Below are 11,834 nucleotides of genomic sequence, written 5' to 3'. Positions count from 1 at the left end.
ATTGACCGTGAGCCCTATTTCTACGGCCGCAATTTCCTGATGTGATCTTCAATATTGCGAGCCAGTTTGCGGTTACCCCTGCTGAGGCGCGCCGTGCCGATCACCATCATGTCGTGACCAAAGCCATAGAACAGGAAGGACATTACATGCCTTCACGCCGTCATCTTCTGACCGGCGCCGTCGCGACCGGTGTCGCGCTGTCAATGCAACGCGCCACTGTAGCAGTCGCGCAGCAAAAACGAGTGATCGTCGATTCGCAGGTTCACTTGTGGCCGGCAAGCACTCCGGAGAGACCCTGGCTCCCCGGTGCCAAGCCGCAGCTCCCGGAGCCCTTCACCATCGAGCGAGTCATTCCACTGATGGACGAGGCTGGCGTCGATCGCGTTGTCATCGTTCCGCCAGTGTCGCTTGAAGGTGAGCGCATCGATTATGCCCAGGAGGCAGTCAGACGGTACCCGGGCCGCTTCGCCATCATGGCGCGTGTCGCCCTCGACAAGCCCGACCGCGCGGCACGGCTTGCGACTTGGCGCGACCAGCCCGGCGTACTGGGCGTGAGGTTGAACGTCGGCCCCGGCGAAGCGGCGTGGCTGACAGACGGAACCGCGGACTGGTTCTGGCCGGCGGCGGAGAAGGCCCGCCTGCCGGTGATGTTTCTCACTGAGGGGCAGACGTCGCTGTTCGCCCGCATCGCCGAGCGGCACCCGCAACTTACGCTCATCATCGATCACATGGGCGTCGGCGCGGGACTTCGCCCTCGTCCCGGCTCATCGGAAAACAACATGGTGCCGGAGGCTATCGTCCAGGCGGCCGCGCTCGCAAAATATGCGAATGTATCGGTGAAGTTGTCGTCGGTCCCGCTGATTTCGACTGAGCGATATCCATTCCGCGACGTGATCCCGCACATCCACCGCCTGTTCGACGCCTACGGCCCGGAGCGCTGCCACTGGGGGACCGATCTAACCAACTCATTCGCCCGGGCCACTTACCGGCAGCGCGTGACGCAATTCACGGAGGAGCTTCCGTTCCTCAGCGAAAGCGACAAGGACTGGATCATGGGCCGCGCGATCCTGGCGCGGCTTCGCTGGACGTCGTCCTAGCAGCCGCGGCAGATGCTCTTCAGCTTGCTGTTGAGCAGGCGGTCCTCTTCGTCGGAGGCCGCCTTGGTGTAGGGGTCGTTGCCGTGGCGCTTGTCGTCGGCAAAACTGCCGGCGCCAGTGGCGCCGCCCACGTGCATGCCGTGCATCGCGTGCCCGCCGCCATGGCCGTGGCTGCCGCGCGCGTCCACCGGCGGCATCGCGGCCGCAAGCAGCGTCAGCAGCAACCCGACCGTCGTGATCGTCCGCATGTTTTCCTCCTCGTCGCGGCAAAATACCGCTGACGCTGAGGCAAATGGGTGTCGGCCATCTTCACAATTTCGCGTGGCGGCAATCGGGGCGGGGGCCGGCCGGTTCCGGCCAAATACCGCCGGTGCGCCGCACATAGGCCGCCCGGGGATGGCTTCATGCCGACAATGCAGTGCTCGTCACACCAAAATGGTGTATCGGCAGGCTTGAGCGCGCGCGGGCAGCGGCCCGGTGCGACACAATCAAGATATCGCAAGATTTGGAGGAAGGTTCATGTCGGCTCTGCCACTCTCGGGCATCAAGATTCTCGACCTGACGCGGGTGCTCGCGGGCCCGCTGTCGGCCCAGATGCTGGCGGATCTCGGCGCCGAGGTGATCAAGATCGAGCGGCCCGGCGGCGGCGACGATGCCCGCGCCTTCGGCCCGCCCTATCTCACCGATCCCGAAGGCAAGCAGAACAACAACAACTCGTTCTACCTCTGCGCCAACCGCAACAAGAAGTCGGTCACCGTCAACATCGCCAAGCCGGAAGGGCAGGCGATCATCCGCGAGCTCGCCAAGACGGCCGACGTGATGATGGAGAACTACAAGGTCGGCGACCTCAAGCGTTACGGTCTCGACTACGAGACCATCAAGCAGCTCAACCCCGGTATCATCTATTGCTCGGTGACGGGTTTCGGCCAGACCGGACCTTACGCGCCGCGCGCGGGCTATGATGCGATCCTGCAGGCGATGGGCGGCCTGATGAGCGTCACCGGCCATATCGACGGCGAGCCGGGCGAGGGCCCGATGAAGGTCGGCCCCTCGATCGTCGACTACATGACCGGCATGAACACCTCGATCGGCATCCTCTCGGCGCTCTACCATCGCGACGCCAACAACGGGGAAGGGCAGCACATCGACGTCTGCCTGTTCGACACGGTGATCGCATCGCTGTCGCACTGGCTGCAGATCTACCTCGTCAATGGCAAGACCCCGCCGCGCCGCGGCACCTGGGGCAATGGCGGCATGCCGGCCGGCGTGTTCCGCTGCACTGATGGCGAGCTGATGCTGGTGGTCGGCAATGACGGCCAGTTCCAGCGCACCTGCGCCGTGCTCGGCGAGCCCGAGCTCGCGAACGACAAGCGCTTCGTCAAGAACAACGACCGCGTCGTGCACGGCAAGGAGATCATGGCGATCTTCGCCGGGCTGTTCCTGAAGAAGCCGGTCGCCTACTGGCTGGAGAAGCTCGAGGAGGCCGGCGTGCCGTCGGGCCCGATCAACAATTTCGAGCAGGTGTTCAGCGATCCGCACGTGCAATCGCGCGGCATGCGGGTCAAGGTCGACCATCCGTTCGAGCCGAACCTGTCGCTGATCCGGAACGCGCTGACCTTCTCGGGCACGCCGATCACCGAATACCGCGCCCCGCCGCTGTTGGGGGCCGACACCAAGGAGATCCTGGCGACCATCGGCTATGACGACGCCAAGGTCGAGGGACTGAAGGCGCAGGGGATTCTGTAGGCACTGACTTCGAGGCCGCGGGCGGTGGAGTTTCTCCGTCATCCTGAGAGCCTGACTGAAAAATGGGTGAGTGATCTCAGTGGGGTGTGATTCCATCGGATTTGCAAAGATTCGAGGGAGAGCACGATGCCCTGGACCAAGATCACTCGGGAGCAATATCGGCGGGACGATCTGCGTTATGCAAGCGATATGACCGATGCGGAGTGGGCGGTGATCAGACGCCTGTTGCCGCGAGCGAACCGGCGCGGCCGGCCGCGTAAGACGGAGCTGCGTCGTGTGATCGAAGCGATCCTCTATATCGTTTCGACCGGCTGCCAGTGGCGGGCGTTGCCGCAGGAGTTCCCGCCCTATTCGACGGTGCAGGGCTATTTTTATAGATGGCGGGATACAGGCCGGTGGCAGAGGATTGTCAGCGTGCTTGTCCGACGGGCGCGAAAAAAGCTTGGACGGACACCGAAGCCGACGGCAGCCGTGATCGACAGTCAAAGTGCGCCGACCACGCAAGCTGGCGGACCGCGCGGCTACGATGCAGGCAAGCGCATCTACGGCCGCAAGCGGCATATCGTGACGGATACCAATGGCCTCCTCCTCGGGGTTCATGTTCATCCGGCCAACGTTCAGGACTGCCATGGCGCCGTACCGCTGCTGAAGAACGTGCGGATGAACTTCCCCCGGCTGCGCCACGTCTTTGCCGACCGGGTCTACCGCGGAAATCAACTCCTCGACGCGCTCTCAGACTGCGGTCCATGGACTGTCGAGATCGTCGAGCGGCCTCAAGGCGTCAAAGGCTTCCAGCTTCTGCCGAGGCGGTGGGTGGTTGAACGCACATTCGCTTGGTTCGGCAGATGCCGCCGCCTCGCCAAGGACTTCGAGGCGACGGTGGCAACCGAAGCTGCCTGGCTGCTGATTGCACACATCAGGCTCCTGACCCGCAGACTCGCGGCTGCAGCTAAGGTTGGGTGATTTATGAGTCAGACTCTGAGGTGCGAGCTCTTGCGAGCCTCGAAGGATGAACGGCCCCGCTGGTGGCCGTCGACCCTTCGAGACGCGCGCAAGGGCGCGCTCCTCAGGGTGACGGGACCAGGGTCGTCATTCCGCAACAACACTTCGACCAGCATCGAGGCATCATTGACATCCGCCTGCTAGGTTGGCGCCATCGATCCCTCATCGAAGGTGCCAATCATGAAACGGGAAGTGGTCCGCGTCGAACCGATCTCGAGTTGGCTGGAGCGCTGGAAGGCGCCGGCGTCGCCGGTGACCCGGGCCGGCAACATGGTGTTCGTCTCCGGCCTGCCGCCGTTCGATCCCGCGACCGGCGAGTTCGCCGCCGGCGCGTCGATCGAGCTGCAAAGCGAGCTGGTCATGGAGCAGCTCAAGCAATGCCTCGAGGCGGCCGGCGCCACGCTCGACAATGTGATGAAGTGCAACGTGTTCTGCACTTCGGCAAAGCACTTCACAACCTTCAATGCAGTCTATGCAAGGTACTTCCCACACCAGCCGCCGGCGCGGATCTTCGTCTGCATCCCGGAATGGACCGGGCCGTTCGACGTCGAGATCGACTGCATCGCGATGGTGTAAGGGCAGGGCGCCGCAGCGGCGCCCTCGCTTCACAAATCCTGCCGCGTCAGCCGCCCGTGCATCGCGACCGGTCGCGGCGCCGGCTTGCTCGGCACGTCGCCCATCGTCAGCGCCATCACCGAGACCGTGACCACGCGATCGATGATGCCGCGGACGTCGTCGAGATCGCATTTGCCTTCCGACAGCCGCAGCAGGCGTTCCTTCTCGCGGATGGTGTGGTGCGCCATCGCGAGCGCGAAGTGCAGGCCCCAATAGAGCTCGGTGTCGCTGCTGGCCGGCATCGCGCGGCGCATCGCCGCGGCGAACTTGCGCAGGTGATCGACCTCGCGATTCTTGATGCGGCGGATCGGCGGCACGGATTCGATCGAGGCGCGGATCATGAACCGCGCCGCGGTCGAGCCCTCGCGATCCGGCCCGAGGCAGCCGCGCAGGGTGGGGCCGACGAGGGCGCGCATGATGTCCTCGATCGCGGCGCGGCCGCCGCCTTTTTCCTCCGCCGCCCGCAATTCGTTGAGGCGCTCGCGGTTGGTCTGGATGCTGCGGGTGACGAACAGCTCCGCGATCAATTCGTCCTTGGAGCCGAAATGATAGTTCACCGCCGCGAGGTTGACGTTCGCTTCCGCGACGATGTCGCGCAGCGTGACGTCGCCGAAGCCGCGGTCGGCATAGAGCCGCTCGGCGGCGGCGAGAATGGCGGATCGGGTCTGGTCGCTGGCCATGGCTGAGAGCCTCCGGTCATTCCGGGGCGATGCGCAGCATCGAACCCGGAATCTCGCTCCACAATTTCCGGATTCCGGGTTCAGCCCTGCGGGCTGCCCCGGAATGACGAACGCAAGGTTGCATTTCAAACATTTGTATGAAACTATCGTTTGAACGGTCGGAAATGTCAATCCGCGGATCGCGGGGCAGCATTCTGGCACACCGCCGCCGCCCTTTCGCGAACGCCCTTGCGAGCCGCGGAGGCGGGGTCAACAATGTCGGCAAATGGCTACGGCCCAGGTCATCGGCCCAGGTCAGCGGCCCAAGTCTAGGAAACGAGGAGCGTCCCATGGATTTCACGATGTCGCCCAAGCAGAAGGAGTGGCTGGAGCGCGTTCAGGCCTTCATGAAAACGCACGTTCGGCCCGCCGTGCCGATCTACGACAAGCAGGATGCCGAGGGCCCGCGCTGGAAGGTGATCCCGATCCTCGAGGATCTGAAGAAGAAGGCGAAGGCCGAAGGCCTCTGGAATATGTTCATGCCGCCGTCCTCGCATGAGGACGATGAATTCCACGGCGCGGGATTGACCAATCTCGAATACGCGCTGCTGTCGGAAGAGATGGGTCGCATCTCCTGGGCTTCGGAAGTGTTCAACTGCTCCGCTCCCGATACCGGCAACATGGAAGTGTTCATCCGCTACGGCACCAAGGAGCAGAAGCGCAAATGGCTGCGCCCGCTGATGGACGGCGAGATCCGCTCCGCCTTCCTGATGACCGAGCCGGCGGTCGCTTCGTCCGACGCCACCAACATCGAGACCCGGATCGAGAAGGACGGCGATCACTACGTCATCAACGGCCGCAAATGGTGGTCGTCGGGCGTCGGCGATCCTCGTTGCAAGATCGCGATCCTGATGGGCAAGACCGACTTCAACGCCGCCAAGCATCAGCAGCAGTCGCAGATCCTGGTGCCGCTCGATACCCCCGGCATCAAGGTCGAGAAGATGCTGCCGGTGTTCGGCTTCGACGATGCGCCGCACGGCCACGCCCAGGTGCTGCTCGAGAACGTCCGCGTGCCGAAGGAAAACATCCTGCTCGGCGAAGGCCGCGGCTTCGAGATCGCCCAGGGCCGTCTCGGTCCGGGCCGCATCCATCACTGCATGCGCACCATCGGCCAGGCCGAGGAGGCGCTGGAGAAGATGGTGAAGCGGCTCGCCTCGCGCACCGCGTTCGGCAAGAAGATCATCGAGCATTCGGTCTGGGAGCAGCGCATCGGCGATGCCCGCACCGACATCGAGATGAACCGTCTGCTCTGCCTCAAGGCCGCCGACATGATGGACAAGGTCGGCAACAAGACCGCACAGGCCGAGATCGCGATGATCAAGGTCGCAGCTCCCAACATGGCGCTCAAGATCATCGACCAGGCGATCCAGGCCTTTGGCGGCGGCGGCGTCTCCGACGAAGCAGGGCTCGCCCGCGCCTATGCCCACATCCGCACGCTGCGCCTGGCGGACGGTCCGGACGAGGTGCACAATCGCGCCATTGCCAGACTTGAACTTCGGAAGTATGCAAACACGTCGCACTGAGCATGATGCGGAACGCATGGCGTTCGCGCGCACATCGTGCTCAGAATGAAAAAGAGAGATCAGGCTGGCGTGCCAGCCTGATTGATGGAGCGCCCCGACGCGCTCTTTGAAAAATCGAGTTGAGGGAGCGTCATCGTGGCGGACGGCGTCAGGAAAGACGAAGAATTTTCCGGCACAAGGGAAGTCGAGGAGCGCCATCGTATCAACGAGGCTAGTCTCGACGCCTGGATGAGGGAACACGTCGAAGGCTATCAGGGGCCGCTCACGGTCCTGCAGTTCAAGGGTGGCCAGTCCAACCCGACCTACAAGCTCGAGACCCCCGGCCGCAACTACGTGATGCGGCGCAAGCCGTTCGGTAAATTATTGCCGTCGGCGCATGCGGTCGATCGCGAGTTCCGCGTGATCGCGGCGCTCGGCAAGCAGAATTTCCCGGTTGCGAAAGCCTACGCGCTGTGCACCGACGACGCGGTGATCGGCTCGGCCTTCTACATCATGTCGATGGAAGAGGGGCGGGTGTTCTGGGATCCGACGCTGCCGACCCAGGAGCCCGACGCGCGCCGAAAGATCTTCGCCAGCAAGATCGAGACGCTGGCCAAGCTTCATCTGTTCAATCCCGAGGCGATCGGCCTCGGCGATTTCGGCAAGCCCGGCAATTATTTTGCGCGACAGGTCGATCGCTGGACCAAGCAGTACCGCGCCTCCGAAACGCAGCACATTCCCGAATTCGAGAAGCTCGCCGAGTGGCTGCCGAAAACCGTTCCGGAGCAGAAGCGCGTCTCGATCGTGCATGGCGACTATCGCCTCGACAACATGATCTTCCACGCCACCGAGCCGCGGGTGCAGGCGGTGCTCGACTGGGAATTGTCGACGCTCGGCGATCCCATGGCCGACTTCACCTACCTGTTGATGCAGTGGACCATGCCGGGCCTCGTCAATGCCGACCTCAAGGCATTGAACATTCCGAGCCAGGATGAAGCGGCGCAGATCTATTGCGACGTGACCGGCATCCCGGTGCCGGACCTGAACTGGTATTTCTCCTACAACCTGTTCCGCCTTGCCGGCATCACGCAGGGCATCGCGGGCCGGGTTCGCGACGGCACCGCGGCGAATGCCAAGGCCCTCGAGTCGGCCAAGCGCACCGTGCCGCTGTCGCAGGCGTCATGGGAATACGCGCAGAAGGCCGGCGCAACCTGATCCAAGAATGCGGCGCGATCCAACAGGGCTCGCGCCGCTTTTCTTTTTACCTCGCCCCGCTTGCGGCAGGGGTGTCCGGGGAAATTCAGGCATAGCGGAGCTCCATCTGGTCAGGTGAGATGGTTGATTTCCGACGGCTGGGGTTGATGGGCGGAGGTTTGTCGATGGCAGCGAGGGATCGACGCGTGAGCAGGAGCTGGCCGACGAGTTCGGCGAACCTGAGCGGGAGCATTTTGATGCAGTTGGTGTGAGCGGCGATGCGCAGCAGCAGGTAGGCAATCATCGCAGCGAGCACCTGAAGGCGGATCGCGTTGTCGTTGGCGCCGAGGAACTTGCGAATATCGAGATGCTGCTTGATCCAGCGGAACAGCAGCTCGATTTGCCATCGGCTCTTGTAGAGGGCGGCGATCTCGACGGCGCTACGGACAAGGTCGTTGGTCAGGAGTGTGATCTTGCCGCCTTTCTCGCGTCTGATCTTGATGCGGCGGAGCGGGATTGGAAGGCGCGAATCGCCCTTGCTGGTGAGCTTCACCTCGTCATCGGCAAGGATTTCGAAGCCATCCCCGTTACGCTTGCGGATGGCGCGATGCCTGAGCGAGCGAAGACGGATGCTCGTCTTCGCCCGGGTAACGAAGAAAGCCTTGCTATCATTGATCTTCTGCCACCAGTCGAAACGGCAATAGCCCTTGTCAAACACATAGGTGGTGGCGGGCTGGATTGGGGTCTGTCGGCCGATCTCGATGTCATTGACGTTCGCGGCCGTCATCTCGACGCAGGTCGGGACATCGCTCCTTGGGTCGTAGACGACATGCAGCTTCATGCCGCGGATGCGGCCGTTCCACGTCGCCCAACTGCAGACCTTGCCGAGCGGGATCGGACTGGCGTCGATCAGACGCACCATCTCCATGCCTTCACTCCGCAGCTGGCGACGCGCCATCGCCGACAGCGCCGCAAAGGTTTGCGCGAAAATGCCGATCGGACGGCGGGCATTGGCATCGGACAACGTCGAGCGCGACAGCTTGCCGGTTCCCAAGTGATAGTGATGCTGCGAATTGGCGTTGAAGCCAGTCACCACCCCGCGCAGACTGCTGTTGCCGCTAAGCTGGGCATAGATCAGCGCCACCAGATGATCCCAGCTCCTGAACGACTTGTCGTAGGCATCCCCGTCCAGACGATCCACAACCGTCTGAAACTGCCGTCGATTGATCGGTTCAAGCAGCCTTCCAAAAATGCTACCGCGATATCGCATGCTCGGCCCTCTGTGTCTCGACAACCAGAAAAGACCGATTTGCCTCGGTCCTGCCGAGCATGCACCGCGACACAGTGAATCATTCCCCGGACACCCCTGCGCTTGCGGGGAGAGGTCGGATCGCATGCAGCGAAGCGAAGTGCGATCCGGGTGAGGGGGAGTCTCCGCAACTCGTTTGCCGCCGTCTGTGCGGAGCAAGCCCTTCACTCAACCCACTAAGAGCGAGCTGCGCTCGTCTTGACCCGGCAAGAGCGGCGCGAGGGAGCAGCAGGCCGATCGCGATTCCAAAGGCTCGCGCCGCCGCTGCAAGGTGCGGCATGTTTCCGCATTGTAGCCATCTGTGACTTGAGTTCGCGCTGCCGCTTTGGCAAGTCAGTCCGGTCAACGCCCGCCCTGGTCCTGATCGGACATTTTCATTTTGGCTCTTTCCTCCAATCTTCGCGGCAGCCTGTTCATGGCTGCGGCCATGGCCAGCTTCACGGTCAACGACACCATCACCAAGGCGGTGTCGGCGGAGCTCAACATCGGCGAGATCCTGCTGGTGCGCGGCCTGGTTGCGATGGTGCTGGTCGCGGCGCTCGCCTGGTACCGTGACGCGCTGCGCAGTTTCAGCGTGCTGCTGATCTGGCCGGTCGGGCTGCGCGTCCTTGGCGAGATCGGCGGCACGCTAACCTATCTCTCCGCGATCGCGCAGATCCCGCTCGCCAACGCCTCGGCGATCTTCCAGGCGCTGCCGCTGGTCATCACGCTCGGTGCGGCGCTGGTGTTCGGCGAGCCGGTCGGCTGGCGGCGCTGGCTTGCGATCGCGGCCGGCTTCATCGGGGTGCTTGTCATCGTTCGGCCCGGTGCGGAAGGCTTTAGCCAGGCTGCGCTCTTGGCGCTGGCGTCGGTCGGCTTCTGCGCGGTGCGCGATCTCGCCACCCGCCGTATCCCGAAAGAGCTGCCGACCGTGTTCATCACGCTGCTCACCACCGTGACCGTGACGACGGCGGGTGCTGTCGTCCTTGTCCCGCTCGGCGGCTGGCGGCCGCCGTCCGGCACCGCGCTCGGCCTGCTCATATTGGCCGCGGTCCTGATCCTGATCGGTTATCAGTGCATCATCGTGTCGCTGCGCACAGGCGACATCTCGGCGGTGGCGCCGTTCCGCTATACCGCGCTGCCGTGGGCGATGCTGACGGGCTATCTCGCCTTCGGCCACAAGCCCGACGGTCCGATGCTCGCGGGTGCCGCGATCATCGTGGCCTCCGGCCTCTATGCCTTCTACCGCGAGCGCAAGCGCGACAAGCTCCGTCCCGCCGCAACGGGACCGGGGCTACCGCCGGACGGGTTGTGAGGCGTCCGTGATCCTACGCAATCATTTGCAAATCACTTGGCGCAATGTGCGATCAGCCGTGCGACGAATGCGCCGCACGCCTCGAGCTGCGACATCTCGACGAACTCATCCGGCGTATGCGCCTGTGCGATCGAGCCGGGGCCGATCACAACGGACGGCACGTCCGCCATGCTGACGAACAGGCTGGCCTCGGTGCCGAAGGCGACCTTGGCGTGGTCGTTGCGGCCGGCAAATTGCTTGGCGAGCGTGACGATGGCGGCGTCGGCGGCGGTGTCGAGCGCGGGGTAGTCGAGGATCTCCTCGAATTCGATGCCGCATTCGGGATGTCGCTTGCGCATGTCAGGCTCGATCTCGGCCTTGGCCCAGGCGATGATCGCGTCCGTCACCTCTCTCGACTCGGTGATGCCGATGCCGCGGCACTCGAATTCCACCACGCATTGGTCGGGCACGATGTTCAGCGCGGCGCCGCCATGCACGATGCTGGTGAGCAGGGTCGAGTGCGGGACATCGTAGAGGCTGCCTTGTTCGGCATCCGCGGTCAGCAACGCGGCGCGGCGGCGGATCTCGGTGATCAGGTCAGCGGCATATTCGATGGCGTTGACGCCGTCGGGCGCAATCGAGGAATGGCGGGCAAGCCCGCGGAACGTGGCGCGCACGCCGTGCTTGCCCTTGTGCCCGATGATGACCTGCATCTGGGTCGGCTCGCCGACGAAACAACCGAGCGGCTTGATCGGCTTGCGCGCGACCTCGCGCAGCATCGGACGTACGCCGACGCAACCGATCTCCTCGTCATAGGAGATGGCAAGATTGATCGGCGTCTTCAGATCGGCCGCGAGCATCTCGGGAACCATCGCGAGGCAGACGGCGACAAAGCCCTTCATGTCGGTGGTGCCGCGGCCGTACAGCCGGCCGTCGCGCTCGACGAGCTCGAACGGGTTGTGGCTCCAGTCCTGTCCCACAACTGGCACGACATCGGTATGCCCCGACAGCACCAGCCCGGCCTTGTCCTCAGGGCCGACAGTGACCCACAACGAGGATTTCTGCCCGGTTTCATCGACGATGCGTTGCCCCGCGAGGCCAAGCGAGGCGAGGTAGCGCTCGATGTAGTCGATCAGGGGCAGATTGCTGCGGTCGCTGACGGTGTCGAACGCGACGAGGTCGGCCAATAGCTTGCGGATGCGGTCGGAACGTTGATTTTGCATTGCCTGTTCGTTTGCGAGGGATTGTGCGAGGAATGACGAGTGTGCGAGCGATCCTGCCAGCGAAGTATAACAGCTGGTTGGCCTGCCGAGGCCAAGCAATATTCGGACCGTTGCCGGCGGTTATTGCGGTCCAGGCGTGTGGGATGGGTTGGGT

Annotated in this window: 11 protein-coding genes; 7 read left to right on the top strand and 4 right to left on the bottom strand. The window is 63.6% G+C overall.

Annotation, left to right across the window (positions count from 1 at the left end):
• Positions 1–41 precede the first annotated feature (41 nt).
• The gene (locus tag ACVIHF_RS18940) at positions 42–1,097 is read left to right on the top strand and encodes an amidohydrolase family protein (protein ID WP_233442899.1); all 1,056 of its coding nucleotides are present in this window, start codon (positions 42–44) and stop codon (positions 1,095–1,097) included.
• Here ACVIHF_RS18940 and ACVIHF_RS18935 read toward each other — a convergent pair.
• Positions 1,094–1,345 (bottom strand): hypothetical protein, encoded by a 252-nt coding sequence (locus ACVIHF_RS18935; protein WP_141339650.1) that lies wholly within the window; start codon positions 1,343–1,345, stop codon positions 1,094–1,096. The two genes, ACVIHF_RS18940 and ACVIHF_RS18935, sit on opposite strands and share 4 nt — an antisense overlap.
• A gap of 271 nt (positions 1,346–1,616) precedes the next feature.
• On the opposite strand from ACVIHF_RS18935, the gene ACVIHF_RS18930 reads away from it, so the two are divergent.
• The 3 genes from ACVIHF_RS18930 to ACVIHF_RS18920 all read left to right on the top strand — a co-directional run bounded on the left by ACVIHF_RS18930 (position 1,617) and on the right by ACVIHF_RS18920 (position 4,421).
• A complete protein-coding gene (locus tag ACVIHF_RS18930) occupies positions 1,617–2,843 on the top strand; it encodes a CaiB/BaiF CoA transferase family protein (protein ID WP_253608193.1) in 1,227 nt (408 codons plus the stop codon).
• A gap of 126 nt (positions 2,844–2,969) precedes the next feature.
• A complete protein-coding gene (locus ACVIHF_RS18925) occupies positions 2,970–3,806 on the top strand; it encodes an IS5 family transposase (RefSeq protein WP_253625200.1) in 837 nt (278 codons plus the stop codon).
• A gap of 219 nt (positions 3,807–4,025) precedes the next feature.
• Positions 4,026–4,421 (top strand): RidA family protein, encoded by a 396-nt coding sequence (locus tag ACVIHF_RS18920; protein ID WP_253608195.1) that lies wholly within the window; start codon positions 4,026–4,028, stop codon positions 4,419–4,421.
• 29 nt (positions 4,422–4,450) lie between these two features.
• Here ACVIHF_RS18920 and ACVIHF_RS18915 read toward each other — a convergent pair whose 3' ends face one another.
• Entirely contained in the window at positions 4,451–5,140 is a 690-nt protein-coding gene (locus tag ACVIHF_RS18915) for a TetR/AcrR family transcriptional regulator (RefSeq protein ID WP_057019566.1), read from the bottom strand.
• Positions 5,141–5,469: 329 nt separating this feature from the next.
• Between ACVIHF_RS18915 and ACVIHF_RS18910 the strand changes: the two genes are divergently transcribed.
• Both ACVIHF_RS18910 and ACVIHF_RS18905 read left to right on the top strand, forming a co-directional pair.
• Entirely contained in the window at positions 5,470–6,702 is a 1,233-nt protein-coding gene (locus tag ACVIHF_RS18910; RefSeq protein WP_057019565.1) for an acyl-CoA dehydrogenase family protein, read from the top strand.
• A gap of 135 nt (positions 6,703–6,837) precedes the next feature.
• On the top strand, positions 6,838–7,896 hold the full coding sequence (locus ACVIHF_RS18905; RefSeq protein WP_092082388.1) for a phosphotransferase family protein: 1,059 nt from the start codon (positions 6,838–6,840) through the stop codon (positions 7,894–7,896).
• A gap of 85 nt (positions 7,897–7,981) precedes the next feature.
• Here the strand turns inward: ACVIHF_RS18905 and ACVIHF_RS18900 are convergent, their stop codons facing one another.
• The gene (locus ACVIHF_RS18900; protein WP_253605569.1) at positions 7,982–9,145 is read right to left on the bottom strand and encodes an IS4 family transposase; all 1,164 of its coding nucleotides are present in this window, start codon (positions 9,143–9,145) and stop codon (positions 7,982–7,984) included.
• Positions 9,146–9,563: 418 nt separating this feature from the next.
• On the opposite strand from ACVIHF_RS18900, the gene ACVIHF_RS18895 reads away from it, so the two are divergent.
• Positions 9,564–10,478 carry a DMT family transporter gene (locus ACVIHF_RS18895; RefSeq protein WP_092082390.1) on the top strand — a complete coding sequence of 305 codons (915 nt, stop codon included), beginning with the start codon at positions 9,564–9,566 and terminating at the stop codon, positions 10,476–10,478.
• Positions 10,479–10,510: 32 nt separating this feature from the next.
• On the opposite strand, the gene argE is transcribed toward ACVIHF_RS18895, so the two are convergent.
• Positions 10,511–11,680: an acetylornithine deacetylase gene (gene argE / locus ACVIHF_RS18890; RefSeq protein WP_253608197.1), complete on the bottom strand. Its 1,170-nt coding sequence runs from the start codon at positions 11,678–11,680 to the stop codon at positions 10,511–10,513.
• Positions 11,681–11,834 lie beyond the last annotated feature (154 nt).

The organism is Bradyrhizobium sp. USDA 4506 (assembly GCF_054058795.1).
The sequence above is the reverse complement of the archived record's forward strand: the minus strand, read 5'-3'. Positions and strand labels throughout refer to the sequence as shown.